This window comes from Alterinioella sp. (genome assembly GCF_058343375.1).
On the sequence record NZ_JBTUJH010000039.1, the window covers coordinates 1 to 21,291 of the forward strand.

At 63.8% G+C, this 21,291-nt stretch carries 22 protein-coding genes; 13 read left to right on the plus strand and 9 right to left on the minus strand.

Annotated elements, in window-relative coordinates; genetic code table 11:
* Nucleotides 1–1,335 (plus strand): mannitol dehydrogenase family protein (locus ACW8PS_RS06530; RefSeq protein WP_491526517.1); only part of this gene is annotated, 1,335 nt, incomplete at its 5' end.
* On the opposite strand, the gene ACW8PS_RS06535 is transcribed toward ACW8PS_RS06530, so the two are convergent.
* The 4 genes from ACW8PS_RS06535 to ACW8PS_RS06550 are packed head-to-tail and all read right to left on the minus strand — an operon-like array spanning nt 1,317 to nt 4,776.
* A complete protein-coding gene (locus ACW8PS_RS06535; RefSeq protein WP_491526519.1) occupies nt 1,317–2,216 on the minus strand; it encodes an alpha/beta hydrolase family protein in 900 nt (299 codons plus the stop codon). The two genes, ACW8PS_RS06530 and ACW8PS_RS06535, sit on opposite strands and share 19 nt — an antisense overlap.
* Nucleotides 2,217–2,219: 3 nt before the next feature.
* Nucleotides 2,220–2,732: a flavin reductase family protein gene (locus tag ACW8PS_RS06540; RefSeq protein ID WP_491526520.1), complete on the minus strand. Its 513-nt coding sequence runs from the start codon at nt 2,730–2,732 to the stop codon at nt 2,220–2,222.
* On the minus strand, nt 2,729–3,625 hold the full coding sequence (locus tag ACW8PS_RS06545) for an aldo/keto reductase (RefSeq protein ID WP_491526521.1): 897 nt from the start codon (nt 3,623–3,625) through the stop codon (nt 2,729–2,731). The genes ACW8PS_RS06540 and ACW8PS_RS06545 overlap by 4 nt, the downstream gene beginning before the upstream one ends.
* Complete coding sequence (locus tag ACW8PS_RS06550; protein WP_491526522.1) at nt 3,622–4,776, minus strand: LLM class flavin-dependent oxidoreductase; 1,155 nt, start codon at nt 4,774–4,776, stop codon at nt 3,622–3,624. Before ACW8PS_RS06550 ends, ACW8PS_RS06545 begins: the two co-directional genes overlap by 4 nt.
* Before the next feature lie 93 nt (nt 4,777–4,869).
* Between ACW8PS_RS06550 and ACW8PS_RS06555 the strand changes: the two genes are divergently transcribed.
* From ACW8PS_RS06555 to ACW8PS_RS06585, 7 genes are all read left to right on the plus strand, one after another.
* Complete coding sequence (locus ACW8PS_RS06555) at nt 4,870–5,580, plus strand: GntR family transcriptional regulator (protein WP_491526523.1); 711 nt, start codon at nt 4,870–4,872, stop codon at nt 5,578–5,580.
* Between the two features lie 6 nt (nt 5,581–5,586).
* Nucleotides 5,587–6,678 (plus strand): Gfo/Idh/MocA family protein, encoded by a 1,092-nt coding sequence (locus ACW8PS_RS06560; protein WP_491526524.1) that lies wholly within the window; start codon nt 5,587–5,589, stop codon nt 6,676–6,678.
* 59 nt (nt 6,679–6,737) lie between these two features.
* Nucleotides 6,738–7,574 (plus strand): flagellar motor protein MotB, encoded by an 837-nt coding sequence (locus ACW8PS_RS06565; RefSeq protein ID WP_491526525.1) that lies wholly within the window; start codon nt 6,738–6,740, stop codon nt 7,572–7,574.
* A gap of 213 nt (nt 7,575–7,787) precedes the next feature.
* Nucleotides 7,788–9,089, plus strand: a complete 1,302-nt coding sequence (locus tag ACW8PS_RS06570) for a flagellar hook protein FlgE (RefSeq protein WP_491526526.1) — start codon at nt 7,788–7,790, stop codon at nt 9,087–9,089.
* A 25-nt stretch (nt 9,090–9,114) separates the two neighbouring features.
* Nucleotides 9,115–10,569 carry a flagellar hook-associated protein FlgK gene (gene flgK, locus ACW8PS_RS06575; RefSeq protein ID WP_491526527.1) on the plus strand — a complete coding sequence of 485 codons (1,455 nt, stop codon included), beginning with the start codon at nt 9,115–9,117 and terminating at the stop codon, nt 10,567–10,569.
* A gap of 3 nt (nt 10,570–10,572) precedes the next feature.
* Nucleotides 10,573–11,580, plus strand: coding sequence for a flagellin (locus ACW8PS_RS06580; protein ID WP_491526528.1), 1,008 nt, complete (start codon nt 10,573–10,575; stop codon nt 11,578–11,580).
* Nucleotides 11,580–12,680: a flagellar basal body P-ring protein FlgI gene (locus tag ACW8PS_RS06585; protein WP_491526529.1), complete on the plus strand. Its 1,101-nt coding sequence runs from the start codon at nt 11,580–11,582 to the stop codon at nt 12,678–12,680. The genes ACW8PS_RS06580 and ACW8PS_RS06585 overlap by 1 nt, the downstream gene beginning before the upstream one ends.
* A gap of 54 nt (nt 12,681–12,734) precedes the next feature.
* Here ACW8PS_RS06585 and ACW8PS_RS06590 read toward each other — a convergent pair whose 3' ends face one another.
* Genes ACW8PS_RS06590 through fliF form a run of 5 tightly spaced genes read right to left on the minus strand, consistent with a single transcriptional unit; the run spans nt 12,735 to nt 16,518 of the window.
* Nucleotides 12,735–13,220, minus strand: a complete 486-nt coding sequence (locus ACW8PS_RS06590; RefSeq protein ID WP_491526530.1) for a hypothetical protein — start codon at nt 13,218–13,220, stop codon at nt 12,735–12,737.
* Between the two features lie 14 nt (nt 13,221–13,234).
* Complete coding sequence (gene fliP, locus ACW8PS_RS06595; RefSeq protein ID WP_491526579.1) at nt 13,235–13,951, minus strand: flagellar type III secretion system pore protein FliP; 717 nt, start codon at nt 13,949–13,951, stop codon at nt 13,235–13,237.
* An 8-nt stretch (nt 13,952–13,959) separates the two neighbouring features.
* A complete protein-coding gene (locus ACW8PS_RS06600) occupies nt 13,960–14,241 on the minus strand; it encodes a FliM/FliN family flagellar motor switch protein (RefSeq protein ID WP_491526531.1) in 282 nt (93 codons plus the stop codon).
* Entirely contained in the window at nt 14,234–14,845 is a 612-nt protein-coding gene (locus tag ACW8PS_RS06605) for a hypothetical protein (RefSeq protein ID WP_491526532.1), read from the minus strand. The genes ACW8PS_RS06600 and ACW8PS_RS06605 overlap by 8 nt, the downstream gene beginning before the upstream one ends.
* A complete protein-coding gene (gene fliF / locus ACW8PS_RS06610; protein ID WP_491526533.1) occupies nt 14,842–16,518 on the minus strand; it encodes a flagellar basal-body MS-ring/collar protein FliF in 1,677 nt (558 codons plus the stop codon). Before fliF ends, ACW8PS_RS06605 begins: the two co-directional genes overlap by 4 nt.
* 173 nt (nt 16,519–16,691) lie before the next feature.
* Between fliF and ACW8PS_RS06615 the strand changes: the two genes are divergently transcribed.
* The 5 genes from ACW8PS_RS06615 to ACW8PS_RS06635 are packed head-to-tail and all read left to right on the plus strand — an operon-like array spanning nt 16,692 to nt 21,254.
* On the plus strand, nt 16,692–17,177 hold the full coding sequence (locus ACW8PS_RS06615) for a flagellar basal body-associated FliL family protein (RefSeq protein WP_491526534.1): 486 nt from the start codon (nt 16,692–16,694) through the stop codon (nt 17,175–17,177).
* Entirely contained in the window at nt 17,178–17,666 is a 489-nt protein-coding gene (locus tag ACW8PS_RS06620) for a DUF6468 domain-containing protein (RefSeq protein WP_491526535.1), read from the plus strand.
* A 4-nt stretch (nt 17,667–17,670) separates the two neighbouring features.
* Nucleotides 17,671–18,306 (plus strand): MotE family protein, encoded by a 636-nt coding sequence (locus tag ACW8PS_RS06625; RefSeq protein ID WP_491526536.1) that lies wholly within the window; start codon nt 17,671–17,673, stop codon nt 18,304–18,306.
* Nucleotides 18,307–18,333: 27 nt separating this feature from the next.
* Complete coding sequence (gene motA, locus ACW8PS_RS06630; RefSeq protein ID WP_491526537.1) at nt 18,334–19,203, plus strand: flagellar motor stator protein MotA; 870 nt, start codon at nt 18,334–18,336, stop codon at nt 19,201–19,203.
* Nucleotides 19,200–21,254: a hypothetical protein gene (locus ACW8PS_RS06635; protein ID WP_491526538.1), complete on the plus strand. Its 2,055-nt coding sequence runs from the start codon at nt 19,200–19,202 to the stop codon at nt 21,252–21,254. Before motA ends, ACW8PS_RS06635 begins: the two co-directional genes overlap by 4 nt.
* Nucleotides 21,255–21,291 lie beyond the last annotated feature (37 nt).

Below are 21,291 nucleotides of genomic sequence, written 5' to 3' on the forward strand. Positions count from 1 at the left end.
GGCGTGAGGATGCCGCGTATCGTGCATCTGGGGTTGGGCAATTTCCACCGCGCGCATCAGGCCTGGTATTGCGCGCGCGCCAATGCGCTGGATCCGGACGCGCCGCAATGGGCCATCACCGGCGTGGCGATGCGATCGACCGGGTTGCGCGATGCGCTGGCGCGGCAGGGCAACCGATATGCGCTTGGCATTCGCGGGGCCCGGGGGCTGCGGGTCGAGCGGCTGGCGATCCATGACCGGCTGCTGGTGGCAGCGGAAGATCCCGGCGCGGTGCTGAACGCCATCGCCGCCCCTGAGACGCAGATCATCACGCTGACGGTGACCGAGAAGGGATACTATCTGAATGCTGGCACCGGGCGGCTGGATCTGAGCGCGCCTGAAATTGCAGCCGATCTGGCCCACGACCTGCCGCGAACCGCGATTGGCCTGCTGGCCCGAGGTCTGGCCTTGCGGGCGGCACAGAATGGCGGTCCGCTGAGCGTGCTAAGCTGCGACAACATCTCCGGCAATGGCGCAAAACTGGCCGCAGCGATTGCCGATTTCCTGCACCAATGCGGCCTCAGCGCAGATCAACGGACCACCTTTCCCGACACCATGGTGGACCGGATCACGCCCGCCACCAGCCCCGACCTGGCGGCCGAGATCGAGGCCGCCTGTGGCCGGGCCGACGCGGCCCCTGTCATCACCGAGGCCTTCAGCGAATGGGTGATCGAGGATCGTTTTGCAGGCCCGCGCCCCGACTGGCACCGGGTCGGGGTCGAGATCGTGCCCGATGTGGCCCCGTTCGAGATGCGCAAGCTGCGGCTGCTGAACGCGGCGCATTCCTGTCTGGCCTATGAAGGGCAATTGGCCGGGCACAGATATGTGCATCAGGCAATGGCCGATCCCGGGCTGCGCGCCGGTGTGGAGGCGCTCTGGGATGAGGCCGGGCGCAGCCTGCCTGCTGATCTGGCCCCTACCCTGCCCGCCTATCGCGCCGCCCTGATCGCGCGCTTTTCAGTGCCCCAGATGCAGCATGAACTGACCCAGATCGCCATGGATGGCAGCCTGAAGATGCGCGAAAGGCTGGTGCCGATCATCCTGGAGACCACGGGCGAGGCCCCGCAGGCCGTGGCGACCATTGCGGCCTGGATCGCATATCTGCGCCGCGCGGTTGCACAGGGGCGCGCCATTGCCGACCCGAATGCAGCGATGCTGATCGGGCTGATTGATGGGCCGACCTGCACCCCGGACATGGCGGCGGCTGTGGCGCGCGCGATCGGGCTGGGCGACAGAGCAGATGCGCTTGGGGCGGTGATTGCGGCGGCGGTTGATGGTTACACCACCAGTTCCTGACGCAGAAAATCCAGCACGGCGCGGCGCATGGCGGGGGTTTCCGCATGGCCCAGATCGGGCTCGATATGAAACCGCAGCCTGCCTGTCGCCCCGGCCGCGTCATAGGCCGCGCGCAGATCGGCTTGCGCTTTGGCGAAGGGCGCGGGCGGCGTTGACCAATCCTTGAGGCCAACCGCGATCTGCAAGGCGCGCGGCGCGGCGAGGCCCGCAATCTGGCCGGTGCTGAAAGCCGCAACAAGGCCGGGCACAATCATGTAGATGCCATGGCCGTCATGGCCGCCGGCTTCGATCAGCGCCTCGAGATCGGCAAAACTGCACAGGGCCGAGGCCGCCCGGATCCGCGGATCAAGCGCTGCCAGCCAAAAGGCATGTGTGCTGCCCATGGACAGCCCAAGCGCGCCGATGCGGTCGCTATCCACGGTGGAATGGCTGGCAAGGAAGGACACACCGGCGCGCAGTTCCGCCAGCATCTGACCAAACAGCGTCGATCCGGCCCAGAGATGCGCTTTGGCGCGGGCCGGTTCAGATGGCATCTGACGGGCCCCGAAACAGGGCATCTCAAGGCACAAGACCGCGCAGCCAAGCGCCATCAGATCGCTTGCATAGGGCGCGACAAGCGCGGGCCTGCCCTGGGTCAGCTCATCGCGGCCAAAAGTATACTCATTGCCATGCGCATGGCAGTAAAGGATGGCGGGCAGCGGCGCATGACCCTCGGGCGGGCGCAGGAAGAGGGCCGGGATATCCTCGGCCCTGCTGTGGAATGTCAGATCCTCCAGCAGCCAGCCGTGAAAGTTGCTGGCACTGTTCTGCGTCACGCCGGTGAAATCCGATCCCGGAAAGCCCGGCCCCAAGAGGTCTGCCAGCCCTGCGCGATCCGGCATGGCCTATCCCGTCGCCGCGAAATTGCCGAACCGGCCGTCGAAGAACAGCAAAGGCGCGCCGTGGCGCACCGAGGCGCGCAGCACCCGCGCCACGATGATCGCGTGATCGCCGCCGTCATATTCGGCGTAGCGTTCACATTCGAACCGCGCCAGACAGCCACGGATCAAGGGCAGATCATGGCTGCCCTTGCGCCATTTGGTCTGATCAAACCCCTTCGCCGAGGCGGCAAAAGCCTTGCAAACCGGCATCTGGGTCTGTTCCAGAACGTGAATCGCCATATGGTCGGCGCGGGAAAAATGGGTGAATCTGCTGGAGGCCTTGGCCGCCGACCACAGCACCAGCGGCGGGTCCAGCGAGACCGAGGAAAAGCTGTTGGCGGTGATGCCGATCGGCCCGCAATCGGATTGCGCCGTGACCACCGTAACGCCTGTTCCGAACCGCGACAGGGCCGCGCGCAACTGGCGGCCCATCTCGGGGCCGGGGCTGAAATGCTCCATCTGTCGCTGCGCAGTCATGGCATTTCGGCCCCGATTGCCGCTGTCAGCACCTCAAACCAGGTTTGCCGGTCGATCTGCACCTTTGCGGCGTCAGATATGGCCGCGATCCGGGTCAGGTTGTTGGTGCCCAGAACCGGGGCCATGCGGATGGGATGGGCCAGCAGCCAGGCCACCGCGACGGCCGCGATGTCGACACCCTGTTCGCTGGCCACACGCGCCAGAACGCGGCGCACCGGCGCGCCATCGGGGCCGAAAACACGCCCGCCGCCAAGCGGCGACCAGGCCATCGGGCAAATATCATGTTCCTGCATCCAGGCAATGTCACCATCCATGAACGGGTCCACATGCAGCGCGCTGAGCTCTATCTGATTGGTGCAAAGCGGCACCGACATGGCCGATTGCAGCAGCGTCCAGTCATGCCGTTTGAAATTTGACACCCCCACGGCGCGGGTCTTGCCCGCGGCCACCAGATCATCCAGCACGCGGCCGGTTTCGGCATGGTCCATGAACGGATCGGGCCGGTGGATCAGCAGCAGGTCAAGCCGGTCGGTCGCCATATTGCTCAGCGATGCCTCGACCGAGGCGGTGATATGGGCGGCGGATGTGTCGTAATATGTCAACCGCCGGTCGGCGTATTTGCCAACCGGCGCAACGATGTCGCATTTGGTGACGATCTCGACCGCGTCGCGCAGATGCGGCGCGGATTTCAGCGCCGCGCCAAACACCGCCTCGGCCCCGTAATCGCCGTAGATATCGGCCTGATCCATGGTGGTGATGCCTTGCGCCAGGCAGGCCTCGATCTTGGCCTGGACATGGGCGGGCGTGGTGTTGTCATCATCGGCCACGCGCCACATGCCATAGACAAGGCGCGAGATCTCGATCTGGCCGGACAGGGACAGGCGTTCGGTCATCTGCGGTCTCCTGCACCCAGCGGGGTCATGGGCGTCTGTGCGGGCACCCGGCCATATTCATGCGGCAGGGAACAGGTGGTCAGATGCGGCATGATTTTTTCTCCGAAATGGCGGCATTCATCGAGATGCGGATAGCCAGAAAAGATGAAGGCGCGCAGGCCCATTTTCCGATACGCCTCGATCTTTGACAGCACTTGATCAGTGGAGCCGACCAAGGCCGCGCCGCAGCCTGACCGCGCCCGGCCCACTCCGGTCCATAGATGCGGCTCGACATAGCCGTATCTGTCGGCCAGTTCGCGCGCCCTAGCCTGATGCGCCACGCCAAGCGAGATACTGTCATGCGCCCGGTCACGGATCAGTTTGCCATATTCGTCATCCAGCCTGCTGGTCAGGTATTCGGCATAGTCGCGGGCCTCAATCTCGGTGTCGCGCACGATGACATGGACGCGCAGCCCGTAATCCAGGGTGCGATTGTAGCGTTCGGCCACCGCGTTCACGGCGCGCATCCTTTCGGCCAGTTGTTCGATTGGCTCGGGCCACATCAGATAGACATCGCAATGCTGGCCGCAAAGTTCCAGCGCGGGCAGTGAATAGCCTCCGAAATACAGCAGCGGCCCGCCGGTCTGATAGGGTTTCGCGGGGTCGGTGGTCAGACCCTCGAATTCATAGACCTCGCCCTTGTGGGTGATCTCATCCTGGGTCCAGGCCTGTTTCAGGATCTCGACCACCTCGCGCGAGCGTTGATATCGCAGGCGGCTATCGGCCAGTTCGCCGGGGAAATCCGAGCTGATGATATTGACCGTCAGCCGCCCCTTCAGCATGTGGTCCAGCGTGGCAATGGTGCGCGCCAGCATGATCGGCTGCATCTCGCCACAGCGCACCGCGGCCAGCATGTTGATCCGGTCGGTGATCGGGGCGCAGCCGGCCACGAAGCTGAGCGTATCCTGCCCGACCTGATAGGAGGACGGGCACAGGATATTGCGAAAGCCCTGATGCTCGGCCTCTGTCACGATGTTTGAACAATGATCCCAGCTTGAGCGCAGATCGCCATCGGGCACGCCGAGAAACTGGTAATCATCCGAGCAGAGCGCAGCGAACCACGAGACTTCCGCCGCCGCCAGATCGGGCGAGGTGATGGGAACGATGGGCATGGAATTCTCCCGCTGGGTGTTCGCTGTTTTTCTCTTGCGTAACATTGCGAAACCTGTAGATCAATAGTGTATCAATTTTTCAGGCCGCCTGATATGCCTCCGATCCCGCCCGCCGGTGCCTTGCCGCTTTATCTGCAGATCAGCGAGATGCTGATCCGCGATATTGCGGCCGGACGCCTGGCCACGGGCACCCGCCTGCCGCCGGAGCGCGATATGGCGCGGTCGCTTGGAACTTCGGTCGGCACGCTGCGCAAATCGCTTGCCGAGCTGGAAAGGCGCGGGCTGCTGGAGCGGCGGCAAGGCTCCGGGAATTATGTCAAAGGGTCATCGGCACCCGAAGGGATCTATGCGCTTTACCGGTTGGAATTGCTGGCCGGCGGCGGTCTGCCCACGGCGCGGATCCTGGATATCGAGCGTTTGCCCAAGCCGGAGGGCCTCCCCGAATTCGGGGCATCAACCCAGGGCCACAGGATACGCCGGCTGCGTTATCTGGGCGGCCAGCCTGCCTCGGTCGAGGAAATCTGGCTCGATGGCAGCTATGCCGACCGGCTGGATCCCGATCAGATCTCGCAATCGCTTTACTTGTATTACCGCGAGGCGTTGGGGCTTTGGATCACCGGGTTCGAGGATCGTGTGGGCGTCGGGGAAGCCCCCGATTGGAGCCCGGCCGAGTTTGGCCCCGCCCCCGGGACGGTGTGCGGATGTATCGAGCGCCACAGCCATGCCCGCGATGGCGGGGTTGCCGAGGTTTCGCGCAACTGGTTTGACAGCGACGTGGCGCGCTATGTCGCCCGAATGAGGTAACACGACATGCTTACCGACCTGCGCTATGGCATCATCGGCTGCGGCATGATGGGCCAGGAACATATCCGCAATATCGCATTGCTGGACGGGGCCGAGGTGGTCGCGATCTGCGACCCCGATGCCGCAATGCAAGCGGCGGCGCGGGCATTGGTGCCGGGATTGCAGGTGGTTGATACGATTGCCGCGCTGCTGGCCGTTGAGGCGGTGAACACGCTGCTGATCGCGTCGCCCAACGACTTGCATGTCGATCATCTGGAAGAAATTGCCCGCACGCGTGCCCTGCCCGTTCTTATCGAAAAACCTCTCTATACCACACCCGAGGATGCCAGCCGCATTGCCCGCCTGGCCGACAGTTATCCGGCGCTGATCTGGGTGGCGATGGAATATCGCTACATGCCGCCGATTGCCGCTTTTCTGGATCAGGTGCAGGCAGCCACCGGCGGCATTCAGATGCTGACGATCCGCGAGCACCGGTTTCCGTTTTTGCAGAAAACTGGCGACTGGAACCGGTTCAACGCCAGAACCGGCGGCACTCTGGTGGAAAAATGCTGCCATTTCTTTGATCTTATGCGGCTGGCCATCGGGTCTGAACCGCTGCGCGTGATGGCATCGGCCAGCCAATCGGTGAACCATCTGGAGGAACGCTACGGCGGTGCCACCCCCGATATCTGGGACAATGGCTATGTGATCGTTGATTTCGCAAACGGCGCGCGGGCCATGCTGGAGCTGTGCATGTTCGCCGAAGGCGCGCGCTATCAGGAAGAAATCAGCGCCATCGGCCCGGTTGGCATGATCGAGGCGAAGGTTCCCGGCCCGGGGCGGTTCTGGCCCGATCATCTGGGTGCGCCGCCGGTGGCCCGGTTGATCACCAGCCCGCGCGCCCCGAAAGGCCCGGTGGACCATGCCATCCCGGTCGATCCCGCGCTGCTGGCGGCGGGTGACCACAATGGGGCAACCTTTTATCAGCATCAACTATTTGCCCGGGCGTTGCGGGCGGGCGCATCTGCGGCGGTGTCCCTGCAGGACGGGGCGATTGCGGTGCGGATGGGAATGGCGGCGCAGAAATCGGCCCGATCCGGGCAGGCGGTGACGCTTTAAGCCCTTGTTCAGAGGTCGCTGCTAGCGTTCCGGCAGATCGCAAATTGCCGAGGCCCGCCATGGACGCAAAGAATTCGCTGCGCCCGATCATCATCAAGAAAAAGAAGGTCATCGTCGCCGGCGGCCATCACGGCGGCGCCTGGAAGGTGGCCTATGCCGATTTCGTGACCGCGATGATGGCGTTCTTCATGCTGATGTGGCTGCTGAATGCCACCACCGAACAGCAGAGAAAAGGCCTGGCCGATTATTTCACGCCCACCATTCCGGTGGCGCGAATCTCGGGCGGCGGCACCGGGGCCTTTGGCGGCGACAGCCCGTTTTCCGAGGAAAACCTGGCCCAAAGCGGCACTGGCGCAAGTTCGGAATTTCCGACCGAGGGGCGCCAGGCCATGGGCATCTCGGGCACCGATTACAGCTCCCGGGCGTTGGAGCAGGCCGCGCTGGAGAGCCTTGAGGACAGTCTGAACGCCGCCGGCGATTCGCGGATCAGCGAAGACGCGCTCACCCAGGTTCAGACCCGGCTGACCGATATCGGCCTGGTGATCGAGGTGTTTGCGCGCCCCGGCGCGCCGCTGTTTTCAGAAGATGGCACCACGCTGCAACCCTGGCTGACCGAATTTACCGGCATCATGGCCGAACTTTTCGGCACGGTTTCCAATGCCATAGCCGTGGGGGCCTATGTGCGCGCGGAACCTATCGTCGTGGCCCGGGAGACCCGGTGGGACCGGTCCATGATGCAGGCCCAGATACTGCGCCGAACGCTTGAGGAGGCGGGCGTTTCTCCGCGGCGGTTCCGGCGGGTTGTCGGCCATGCCGATCGCAGCCCGGTGACCGATGATCCGATGGCGGTGCGCAATGATCGTGTGGAAATTATCCTTTTGAGATCAGGTTTTTAGAGCGCGTCGCGCCAAATCGAATTCACCGGCCGACCCGAACGCATTCGATTGCGCGAACGCTGCCTCGGTCCGGGTGATGAATGCTCGAATCCGATCAGGCGCGACGCGCTATAGGCCGAAAACTATGTTCAATTTGAACTGTTAGGCCAGCGTTAAACCCTGCTGTGGTTCCTTTGCAGGTGATACGACGAGATGCAGCAGAAAGGCGCATTAATGACCATTTCCTCCTCGCTCAATGCGGGCGTCGCCGGCCTCAACGTGAATGCCAGCCGACTTGCCTCGATTTCCGATAACATCGCTAATTCCAACACCTATGGCTACAAACGCGCCGTGACCGATTTCCAGTCCATGGTGATCGGGCAGGGGCGCGGCAGCTATTCGGCCGGCGGCGTGCGCGTCATCACCGATCGCCTGGTCGATCAGCGCGGCACGCTCATCACCACCAACAACCCCACCGATCTGGCCATTGGCGGGCGCGGCATGATGCCGGTCACCACGGCCAGTTCGCTGAATGACCCGGCCGGAAGCAGCCCGGTGATGCTGGTCACCACCGGGTCGTTCCGCCCCGATGCCGATGGCTATCTGACCACGGAAACAGGCCTGGTCCTGATGGGCTGGCCGGCTGATGCCGATGGCACCGTGCCGACCTTTCCGCGCGACACGACAGCAGCGCTTGAACCGATTCGCGCCAATACCGGGCAATTTGCCGGGGATCCGACAACCCAGATGGAACTGACCGTCAATCTGCCCGCAACGGCCACGGCGACCGGACAATCCGGCAATGCCCTGGTGATGTCGACCGAATATTTCGACAATCTGGGCACCAGCCAGGTGCTGGAGGTGACCTATACCCCGACCATCCCGGCCAGCGGATCATCCAATGAATGGACCATGACAATCCGCGATTCCGCCTCGGGCAATGCGGTGGTGGGCGAATATACCGTCACATTCGATACCGCGCGCGGCAATGGCGGCAATCTGGCATCGGTCACCACGATCTCTGGCGGGGCCTATAATGCGACAACGGGGTCGATGTCGATCACGGTCGATGGTGGCCCGCTTGAGGTCGAGATCGGCGCAATTGGCGATCCGTCCGGGCTGACGCAGCTTTCCGATACATTCTCGTTTGCGCCGGTGGTCAAGGATGGCTCTCCGGTGGGCAACCTCACTTCGGTCGAAGTCGATCCCGAGGGCATGGTCCATGCCATCTATGACAGCGGCTTTACCCGCGTCATCTATCAGGTGCCGGTGATCGACGTGCCCAACCCCAATGGGCTGATCGCTGTGAACAATCAGGCCTATCAGATCTCGCCTGACAGCGGATCCTTCTTCATGTGGGATGCCGGTGACGGGCCAACCGGCGAGGTGATCGGATTTGCGCGCGAAGAATCGACCACCGATGTCGCGGGTGAACTGACGCAGTTGATCCAGACGCAACGGGCCTATTCCTCGAACGCAAAAATCATTCAGACCGTCGATGAAATGCTTCAGGAAACCACCAATATCAAGCGCTGATCGCTTGATAGGGCGGGGTTGACCCATGACCATATCCAGCGCATTGACCGCCGCCCTGACCGGGCTGACCGCCAGCAGTCGGGCGGCCGCGGTGGTGTCCTCGAACATCGCCAATGCCAATACCGACGGCTATGGCGTGCGCCGCCTGTCCCTGTCGCCGCTGGTTCAGGGCGCCGGCGCAGGGGTGCGCGTCATCGGTGTCACCCGCAATGTCGACCCGATCTTGCTTGGCGAACGTCGCGGTGCGGAGGCGGCCCAGGGTCAGGCCGATACCCGGGCCGGGTTTCTGGCCCGGATCGAGGCCCTGATCGGCACCCCGGGCGACCCGGGCAGCCTGTCGGGCAGTTTCAACGATTTCGAATCCCGGCTGGTAAGCGCCGCCAGCGGCCCCGACAGCCAGTCGCGGCTGGAAAGCGTCTTGCAAAGCGCCGGGCGTCTGGCCGCGCGCCTGAACAGCATTTCGGAGGGGGTGCAGACCATAAGACGCGAGGCCGACAGCCAGATCGGCACCAATGTCGAGACGCTGAACCGTTCCCTCTCCGCGATCCATGATCTGAATATTTCCATCCGCAATGCCGTGGCCCGGGGCGAGGATGCTCTGGGGTTGCAGGACCAGCAGCAGGCGCTGATCGACTCTGTCTCGGATCTGGTTCCGATTCGCGAGATGCGCAATGAAAGCGGCATGGTCTCGCTCTTTACCGGTGACGGGCTTGCGCTTCTGGATGGGCGCCCGGCGCAGTTCGGCTTCACGCCCACCGCCGCCATTGCCGCCGATATGAGCTATCAGAATGGCGACCTTTCCGGGCTCAGCGTGAATGGGCGCCCGATCACGCTTGGCGGCAGCTATGCCTCGCTTCAGGGCGGGCGGCTGGCGGCGCTTTTCGAGGTCCGCGACAGCATCGGTGTCAAGGCGCAGGCGCAGCTTGACGGCGTCGCGCTGGACCTGACCGCGCGCCTGGATGACCCGGCCCTGGACCCGACCCGCGCGCTGACCGATCCGGGCCTTTTCACCGATGCCGGCAGCCTGGCGACGGCGGCCAATGAAACCGGCCTGGCCGCCCGGCTGCGCGTCAATGCGCTGGTCGATCCGGCCCAGGGCGGCGCGGTCTGGCGGCTGCGCGATGGCATCGGCGCGGTGTCTGAGGGCAATGCCGGTGATCCGCTGCTGTTGCAGGCCACGCTGGAGGCGCTGCAGGCCAACCGGCCAACCACCTCGGTCAGTTTTTCCGGCACCAGCCGCTCGATGAGCGAACTGGCCGGTGATTTCCTGTCGCTGACAGCCACCGATCGCCAGTTTGCCGAAGCCGATCTCAGCCAGGCGGCGGGCCGCTATGGTGCTCTGCGCGAATCGGAACTGCGCGGCGGTGTCGATACCGATCAGGAATTGCAGCGCCTGCTGCAGATCGAGACCGCCTATGCCGCCAATGCCCGCATCATTACCGCCGTCGAAGAGATGCTTGATCAGTTGATGAGGATCTGAGCCATGGCCATTACCTCTGTCGCCGATCAGGCCCGCAGCTTTTTCCTGCGCCAGAACCAGGCTCAGGTCAAAACCGACCTGAGCCGCCTGACCCGGGAACTGGCCAGTGGTCAGACCAGCGATCTGTCGAAGTCCCTGCGCGGGGATTTCACGGCGCTGTCCGGCATCGAACGCAGCCTGCGCCTGTTTGATGCCTATCGCAATTCGGGGGCCGAGGCGGCGCTGACCACCTCTGCCGCGCAGGCCGCACTTGGCACCATTCAGGACCAATTGTTCGAGATCGGGCCAGCGCTGTTGGCGGCCACGAGCACCGGGGCCGGCAATCAGATGGAGATCGTGGCCGCCGGTGCCGAGGATCGGCTGAGCACATCGATTGCGATGCTCAATCAACAGGTTGCCGGGCGGGCGCTGTTTTCCGGCACCGCCACCGATACCCAGCCGCTGATCAGCGCCGACGCCCTGCTTGCGCAATTGGCACCGCTGGCCGCCGGGGCCGTTGATGCGACCGATCTGATCGCCACGCTGGACGCCTGGTTCATGGATCCGGGCGGCGGCTTTGAGACCCTTGCCTATCAAGGCAGCACCGCGCCGGCGGCGGGGTTTTCGGTGGCCGAAGGCGAGATCGTCGGCAACCCGCTGAGCGCGCTGGACCCAGCCCTGCGCAAGGCCCTGATGGGGATGGCGCTTGCCAGCCTGGTGACCCGGGGGCAAGGCCCCGCCACCGAGGCCGACAAACAGCAATTGCTGGAAGCCGCCGCCTTGCAGATGCTTGAGGGCAACGAAGGTGTCACCGATCTGCGCGCCGGGCTTGGCGATGTCGAGGCGCGCATTGAATCCGCGATGGTGCGCAATGACACCGCGCGCGGCTTTCTGGAGCTTGAGCGCAACGCGCTGACCGGCATCGACCCGTTCACTGTCGCCACCGAGTTGCAGGAGGCGCAGATCCGCCTCGAAAGCCTCTATCTTCTTACCACCCGGCTGTCGCGTCTCAGCCTGACGGAGTATATGTGATGATCCGATTTTTCCTGGCCCTGGCCATGCTGTTCACAGCCATGGCGGCCGCGGCCACCCCGATCCGGATCAAGGATCTGGTCGAATTTGACGGCGTGCGCGGCAATGACCTGATCGGCTATGGCCTGGTCGTCGGCCTGAATGGCACCGGCGATGGCATCCGCAATTCCCCCTTTACCGAAGAGATCATGATCAACATCCTTGAACGGCTCGGGGTCAATGTGACCGGCGAACAGTTTCGCCCGCAAAATGTGGCTGCGGTGATTGTCACCGCCACCCTGCCCGCCTTTGCCCGGGCCGGCAGCCAGATCGACATCACGGTCTCGGCCATTGGCGACAGCGACAGTCTGATGGGCGGGACGCTGGTCATGACGCCGCTGACCGCCGCCGATGGTGAGATCTACGCCGTGGCCCAGGGCAGTATCATCGCGGGCGGGGCCTCGGTGGCGGGCGACGCGGCCAGTGTCGTCGAAGGTGTGCCGACCGCGGGCATCGTGCCGTCAGGTGCCCGGATCGAACGCGAGGTCGAGTTTGAACTGGACAGTCTGGATACCATGCGCCTGGCCCTGCGCACGCCCGATTTTACCACCGCCGCGCGGATCGAGGCCGCCATCAACGGGCTTTACAACCGCCCCGTGGCGCGGATGCTGGATGCGGGCACCGTGGCGCTGGATCTGACCGCCATGCGAGACCTGTCACCGGCCCATTCGGTCTATCGCATCGAAAACCTCCGGGTCGAGCCCGAAAGCCGCGCCCGGGTCGTGGTCGATCAGCGGTCGGGCACGATTGTGATGGGCGAGGATGTGCGCATTTCGCGCGTCGCCGTGGCGCAGGGCAACCTGACGCTGCGCATCGAGGAACGCCCGATCGCGGTTCAACCCAACCCGTTCTCGCAAGGCGAAACCGTGATCGTGCCACGCACCGAGGCCGCGATTGACGAAGAGGCGGGCACCGGGCTGGCCGAAATAGCCGACGGCACGTCCTTGTCCGAGGTCATCTCCGGCCTCAATGCTCTGGGTGTTTCACCGGGCGATATGATCGACATTCTGAATGCGATCAACGCCTCGGGCGCATTGCATGCGGAACTGATCGTTCGATAGGAAATCACAGCGATGGAAAACCCCGGTCCGAAATTGGCCGGGGTTTTTCCGGTCTCAGCGTTTCATATGCCGGATCGTGGCCCGCGCGCAGGCCCCGGGCAGGGCGCGCAACACCCGCGCCTGCACGGATTTCGGCTGTGATTTCAGGACCAGGGCGATAACCGCCGGGTTTTCCTTTTCCAGATCCCCATCGTTCAAATGGGCCGCGATGCGATGGCCGACGGCTGACCTGATATCGCCGAGCGGGGCGGTGGCACGGGGCGCGGCGGCGGCGGGCGCGGGGTCACTTGCGGCGCGCTCCAGCAGGCCGCGTTCCCGAAACCGGTGCAGCAATCCGTCACGCCCCGAATGCAGATCGCCACCCGGCCCCGGTGCGGCATCTGCCGCCTCTTCAATCGCTTTCATGATGCCGGGGGCCAATCCCGCGCCCTCAAGACGTTCCAGGCCGTTGGGGCCAAACAGCTCCAGCAGAACACGCGCTTTGCGGGTGAAACTTTCCGAGTGTTTCGGGGTCTGGGGTTTCAGGGCTTCGCCTGGCATGGGCATCCTCCGTTTCAGAAATAGCTGCGCACCAACGCGCCGGTGACCAAGGCCCATCCATCCGCCACCACAAAGAAGGCGAGCTTGAACGGCAGCGATACGATCGCGGGCGGCACCATCATCATGCCCATCGACATGAGGATCGCAGCCACCACCAGATCAATGATCAGGAAGGGCAGAAATACCAGGAACCCGATCTGAAAGGCGCGTTCAACTTCGCTCAGCATGAAGGACGGGATCAGCACCGACGGATCGGGAACCGCATCGGGCACACCATCGCGCAAGCTGGACATCACTTGCAGCGTTTCAGGGTCGACGCGCGCCAGCATGAAGAGGCGGAAGGGTTCATAGGCCGCGGCCAGCGCGTCCATGGTTTCCATCTCGCCCTCCATCAGCGGGCCGATTCCGGCCTGATAGGCCGCCTCGAATACCGGCGACATCACGAAATAGGTCAGAAACAGTGCCAGGCTCACGATCAGCATGTTTGGCGGCGATTGCTGCAGGCCGATCGCCTGGCGCAGGATCGACAGCACCGTCACCACAAAAGGAAAGCAGGTGATCATGATCGCCAGCCCCGGTGCCAGGCTGAGCACGGTGATCAGCGCGATGATCTGCAATGTCCGCGCGGTCAGCGACCCGCCTTCGCCGAAATCAATCGCGATCTCCTGGGCGGCGGCAGGTGCCGCAAGGATCAGGCCCAGAAAGAGGGCAAGAGACAGCGCGCGGCGCATCATCCCGATCACCCCGCGCCGCCATCCACAAGCTCGGTCAGTCGGACGCCAAGCGCACCGGGGCCGCCGCCATCGGATTCGACCAGTTCACCATAAGCGACCAGGCGGTCGCCGACATAAAGCTCCACCGGGTCTTCGATGCGACGGTCGAGCGGCAAGACCGCGTCCTGGCGCAGGTCGAGCAGTTCGGCCACGGTCGGGCGGGCATGGCCCACCGAGACGCGAATTTCCACAGGCACAGATCGCAGCCGGTTCTGGCCTGCGCCTTGGGGGGGGGTCGGGTCAGGCATTCTGCCGCTCCTCGATATAGGTTTCGGTTTCGGTTTCAGTAAAATCCCGGATCGCAGCCGTCATGGTTGTAACCATGCCAGACAGGTCGACCTCACGTTCTTCACCGCCAAAGCGCAGCGACACGCGGCCATCGGCAAAGGCCGGTTCGGGAATAATGTGAAGATCGGCCTCCAGATGCCGGCTGATCAGCCATTCAAGCTGTGCCGCCGTGCGCGGAGAGGCCAACAGCTCGCAGCGCTGGTCACCCAGATTGCGCAACAGCTCCTCCAGTTCAGCATTGACCAGGGGCAGCACGGCCTCGGCCGCGATTGCGGGCAGGAAACTGGTCACGATGGATCTGATGAGCCCGCCAAACCCGTTCAGCACTTCGGCCCGCGCCTCGGAATAGGAAAACGAAATATCGCGCAGGTTGCGCTCAAGATCGGCGGCGATAAGCTGATCGGATTTCTCCCGCTCGGCAGTCGCATCCTCCCAGCCGGATTTGTAACCGGCCTCATAGGCGTTCAGGCGCATTTCCTCGGAATCGTCACCGGCAATGGGCGCGGCACCCGCGGCGATCGGGTCGGATCCGAACACTTCCAGTTTCAGGGCTCTCAGGGTCATGTCGCCTCCTCATCCTCGGCCATCCAGGAGCGCAAGATTTCCACCGTTTCTTCCTCGCGCTCCTCGATCAGGCGGCGCAGGCGGGCAACCGGGTCGGCGGTCTCGTCTGGTATCAGAGCGGGAACTTGCGCCGGGTCTGGCGCTGGTTCACCGGTCAATGCCGGCACGTTTTCCGGCAAAGCCCCTGTGGCGGTCTGTGGCGGCATCGGCGCATCAGCGGTGGCGGCATTGGCTGGCGCGGCGGTGGCCGCTTGTGGGCCTGCCAGACCAAGCGCCGGGACGGGCAGCGACATGCGCCCCGGCGACGACGCGGCCTCAACTGCCGCGCGCTGCATCAACAAGGGGCGGATGACGCCGAACGCCACCGCCAGAGCGACCACGACAAGCCCCAGCAATTGCAGCAGCGTCATGATATCGAGCCGCGCGAATATCCCGGCCCCGGCGGCGTCCTCCAGACCCTGATCCGGCAGCGGCTCGAACGCCATCGACTGGATCGTCACGATATCACCGCGCTCCGCGTCAAAACCGATGGCCGACTGAACCAGCGTTTGCAGCGCTTCAAGCTCGGCCGCGTCGCGCGGCTGCGGTTGCAGGATCCCGTCCGGGCCCGCCACCGGCACGGCGTTGACCAGAACCGCCACGCTGATGCGCCGGATGGCACCGGGCCCGTTTTCGATCTCGCGCTGAATCTCGGAGACATCATAGGTGATGCGTTCGCGCGTTTGCGTGTTTTGCAGCGAGGAATTGCCGCCACCACCACCGGCTGCATCGCCTTCGGGCAAATTCGAGGCCACCGTGACCGCCCCATCGCCTCTTTCGATGGAGCTGTTGGTCATTTCTTCGGTTTCGGTGCCGATAACGACACGGCTGTCGGGGTCGATCCGGCGTTCCAGCACGGTTTCGCGCGATCTGACCAGCTCGACGCTGACCTCAACCACGGCATTGCCGGGCCCGACCCGCGCATTCAGCAGCCGTTCGATGTTCCGGCGGTGCTGTTCGGCCTGCCCGGAGGCATCCGAGCTGCCATTTGGCGAATCCTCTCCGGCCAATACACGGCCCGATTCCGAATCGATGATGGTGACGTTTTCGGGCAGCAGGCCCGGCACGGCAGCGGCCACCAGATAGCGCAGGGCCTGTCCGTGGCTGGCCGAGATTCCACCCGATACCGGACGGATACTGACCGAGGCCGACGGCTCGGTCTGCGGCTGGAACGGGTTGTTGCCGGAGGTTGCCAGCAGCACCCGAGCCGCCCGAATGCGCGGGCTGGCGGCGATTGTGCGGGCCAGCTCGCCCTCGCGGGCGCGCCAATAGGCGGCATCGAACATCTGCGACGTGGTGCCGAACCCGGACAGCGAATCAAGCAGCTCATAGCCCTGTGCGCCCAATGCAGGCAGACCTTCGCCGGCCAGCGACATGCGCAGGGCATCGCGGTTGATCTGCTCGACATGGATCGAATCACCGCGCACCTGATAGCGCACGCCACGTGCCTCTAGCGCTGAAATCACCTCTCCCGCGGCGGCCGGATCAAGCCCGGAATAGAGCAGGGCGTAACTGGGGGCCATCGCCATCCGGGACAACAGAAACAGCACCGTCAGCAACCCCGCGATCCCGCCGACAAGGGTTGCACGTCGCCGGATATCAAGGCCCCCCCAGGTATCAATGAGCTGCTGCACCGGTAATTTCTCCTCTCAGCCGTTCTGGCCTGACAGCGCCGATCAAAACGCAGCTCGCTTAAGATTTGGTTAGTGCTGATCGGCTTATGGTCGGGAAGCCAAAAAAAGCGCAGGAGGTGCGGAAGGTGGCAGAGATTGAGCCCGGTGCGGACCCAACCCCAAAGAAAAAGGGCATGCTGATTCCGTTGATTTTCGGCCTGGTGCTTGCCATCGCCGGCGCTGCGGGCGGCTATTGGGCGGCGACCAGCGGCCCGCTTGGCGGATCTGCGGAAAGCGCCGGATATGATGATGACCAGGGCAGCGGCCACGAAGGCGGCGATGACGAAGAGGCCGCCACCTATATCCGGCCCGAGCTTGAAGAAGTGGCCTTTGTCCCGCTGAACCCGATGGTGATCACGATCGGCTCTGGCGCACAGGGCCGCCAGCTTCTGTTCACCGCCGAACTTGAGGTCGCGCCCGATGATGCCGAAGCGGTGGCCAACCTGCTGCCGCGCGTGCTGGACGTGCTCAACAGCTATCTTCGGGTGATCGACATGCAGGAGCTGAACGACCCCCGCACCCTTGTCCGTCTGCGTGCGCAACTGTTGCGCCGGGTCCAGATCGTCACCGGCGACGTGCTGGTGCGCGACCTTCTTGTAACTGAATTCGTGGTGAACTGAATGGATATGATCCTGAGCAATGTCTCCGATATTCTGCTGATTGCAGCGACCCTCGGGGCGGGGTTTTTCTGCCTGATTCTGTCGCGCCGCCTGACCCGGTTGTCGCGCATCGATAACGGGTTGGGCGGGGCGATTGCGGTGCTGTCGGCGCAGGTTGACGACATGAGCAAGGCGCTGGCCGAGACCAGATCAGGCTCGGAAGGGTCCGCCACCCGATTGGAGAAACTGAACGCCGATGCCCGGACCCTGCTGGAGGAATTGGAGTTGATGCTGTCGGCCTGCCACGATGTCGGTGAGGCCCCACCGACCGCCACCGAAGCCATGGCTGCCACGGATGCGCCCCGGCAGGAACCGGCTGAACCTGAGGCAGCCCCCGAAGCAGAGCCTGTGATCATGTTCGGCTCTCGCAGGCACGCGGCAAAAGACACCCAAGAGGGCCCGGTGCCGATGTTTCTGAAATCAACGTCGCGGCTGGCGGGTCAGGGGTAGGGCAATGAAACCAGCACGTAAGAATACGTCGCGTCGCGGCCCCTGGCAACGCATTGGCCTGATCGCCTTTTTCATGCTTTTCATGGCCTCGGGAATTTTGCGCATAGGCACCCTCGACCTCGCCTTCGCCTCGGCCGGCGATGCGCCCGAGCCAACGCCCGAGACGCCGGCCATGTCGCGGGACATGTCCCAGGGCACGTCGCTGGAATCGCTGGAACTGGCGCTGGCGCGGGTGGTGGGGCGCGCCGAGGCGCTGGATGAACGCGAAGCATTGATCGCCGCGCGCGAACGGGTGGTCGAAGAGGCCGAGGCGATGGTTGCCGGCCAATTGGCCGCCCTGGAAGAAACCGAGGCCCGGCTGGAAGCGCTTCTTTCATTGTCTGATTCGGCCGCTGAATCCGATCTCGAACTCCTGACCGATATGTATGAAACCATGGATTCCAGTGACGCGGCGGCGCTGTTTTCGCAGATGGACCCCAGTTTTGCCGCCGGATTTCTGGGCCGCATGCAATCGGAGGCTGCTGCGGGCGTTCTGGCTGAGCTTGACCCGCCGATTGCCTATTCGATCTCGGTTCTGCTGGCGACGCGCAACGCATCTGCACCGATGTCATCCGCCGCCGCAGCCAACGCGCAACCCTGACATGTCAGATAGGGGAAAAGGTTCAGCATGGTAGGAATTATCGGCATAATCGTGATTTTCGGCATGGTCTTCGGTGGCTACCTCGCCTCGGGCGGGAAGCTTGAAATCATCCTCTACACATTGCCCTATGAGATCACGATGATCGGTGGGGCCGCGGTGGGGGCCTTCATGCTGTCCAACGATTTCGCTGGCGTGAAACACACGGTCAAGGATGTGGTCAAGGTTTTCAAGGGACCGAAATGGAAGCTTGACGATTACCGCGATCTGCTCTGTCTGCTCTACGAGCTGATCCGGCTTGGTCGCGAAAACGCGGTCGCGTTGGAGGAACACACCGAAAACCCGGCCGAATCGTCCATTTTCAGCACCTATCCCAGGATCCTGTCCGATGCGGAAGCGGTGGATCTGATTTGCGACACGCTGCGTGCGGCCTCGCTCAATTTCGACGATCCGCATCAGGTTGAAGATGTGCTGGAGAAACGGCTGGAGAGCAATCTGCACCACGCGATGCATTCCTCGCATGCGTTGCAGACCATCGCCGATGGCTTGCCGGCGCTTGGTATTGTTGCCGCCGTTTTGGGCGTGATCAAGACCATGAGCTCGATTGATCAACCTCCTGAAGTTCTGGGCAAACTTATCGGCGGCGCGTTGGTCGGGACGTTTCTGGGCGTGTTCCTGGCCTATGGCCTGGTGGGCCCGTTTGCAGCCCGCGTAAAATCCGTGGTCGAGGAGGAGCACAGTTTTTACGGCCTTATCCGCGAGGTTCTGGTCGCCAATCTGCACAACCATGCAACGAATATCTGTATCGAGGTCGGGCGTCAGAATACACCGGGGCGCAACCGTCCGTCCTTCAACGATCTTGAGGATGCCCTGAAGGGGCTAAGACAGGCGGCGGCATGAGGCTGCTTGCGGGCATTGCGGCGCTGCTTTTCGCGTTTACCGGCAACCTTGCCGCGGCTCAGAGCGTGCCGGTTCAATCGGGCGAACATGACGGCTTTACCCGTCTGGTGGCGCGCATCGGGGCCGACCGGAATTGGCAGGTAACCCGCGATGAGGCGGGGGTTATCATTCGCTTTTCGCCCGACACGCCCGATTTTGACGTCTCGCGCGTCTTTGAGATGATCGGGCGCACCCGGCTGTCCGCGATCAGGTCCGAGGATGGGCTGCATCTGAGCCTCGCCTGCCCCTGCACGGTCAGGATCGAGCGGTTTCAGGGTGATTACGCCGTCATTGATATCGACGACACGCCCTATATTCCTGACCCGCCGCCCGAACCCGTGGCCGCATTGCCACCCGACCCCCCCCTCGACCTGCCGCTTTTTGCCGGCACGCGGGCGGCACCGGTATTGCCCGAATTGGCCCCATCACCATTGGCACCGCCCTTTCGTGCAATGGGCGACACCGGGCCGGGTATCGACGTGAGCGATGCCGGAAACGCCCTGGCCGAGCAATTGGCCCGCGCCACCGCCGCCGGCTTGCTGGATGTGGCTCCCGGCATGTCATTTGAGGCTGGTGATCCGGTCCCGGCCGTGCCCGACACCACCCCCGACACCGCGCCCGAGACAGCCGAAGCCATGCCGCAAATGCCCGATATGGCGGTGCCACCCGCGCAAGATCCACCGCCTCTGGACATCGCCAACGCGTTCGATCTGCGGGCCAACACCCGGCCCGGACGGCTGCAACCGCAACCCTCCGCGTCCTGCATCAACCCGCCCGCCCGTCCCGCCGCGGAATGGTCCGACGGGATGAGCTTTGCCAACGGCGTCGGGGCGCTCAGGGTCGGGCTTTACGATGATCGCGGCCAGCTGGTGCCGGCGCGTGCGGCATTGCTGGCGGAGTTCTACCTGTATTACGGGTTCGGGGCCGAGGCTGCGTTCTGGCTGGACCAGATGGACCGCCCGTCGCCATTTTTCAGCGGGCTGGCGATGTATGTGGAATACGGAACCCATGGCTGGCTTGGCGATTTTGACGCGCGCGAGGGTTGTGATGCGGCAATGACATTCTGGCTTTTTCTCACCGGCCCCGGCCAGGACCGCCCGGACGCTGAGACCAGCGCCCGCATCCTGGCCGGTTTCTTTGCCTTGCCCGCGACGCTGCGCGACCTTTTCGGCCCCACCCTGGCGCGCAATTTTATCACCCTTGGTGCCGAGGCCGCGGCGCTGGAGGTTCGGGCAAATCTGAACCGTGGCGGCCGCCTTGGGCGTGAAACGCTGGCGCTTCTCGACCTCGATCTGGCAGAGGCCGCACCCGACAACGCCGCCTTGCGCGCCAATGCCTCTGCGCCGCCGGCCCATGTCAGCAGCGTCAATACCGTCGCGGCCATGACGCACCGCCTGCGCGCCCAGATTGCCACCGAAGGCCGGGCCCGGCCCGCCGATCTTCTGGCCGCTGAGGCGTTGATCTTTGAGACCGACCCGCCGCCCGATGTGAATGGCCTGGTCCATGTCACCGCGCTGGCCCATGCGCTGGCCGGCAATCTTGACCCCATCCTGCAACGCCTGAACGCGGCGATGGGCAGCGATGCCTCGGCCGCCATGCCGATCTTTACCGATGTCATCGATATCCTGATGGATCAGGGTCAGACGGCGCAGCTTTTGATTTTGCTGTCCTCACCCGAGATTGACCAGTTCGGGCAGTTCCCGTCGCCCGCCTACCGCCGTCAGGTCGCCAGTTATTTTCTGGCCCGCGGCCTGCCCGATCTGACCCGGGAAATCATCATGGCGGGCGGCTCCGACCGGGCCCCGGATCGCGAGATACTGAGCGCCGCCTTCGACCGGATCAACCGCGATATGACGACCAGTTCCGAGGCTGAGCCTGCCGCCATCTTCGCTGACATGGCCGCGCCCGCCGCCGCCAGCAGCGCCGCTGAGATCACCGCGTTGCTGACCCGGAGCCGCGACATGCGGGCGGCGGTTGAAAATCTGCTGAGACCTGCAATTCCGGGCAGCTAAGAAATTGGTAACCCTCTGAAATTATAAATCATTTGAT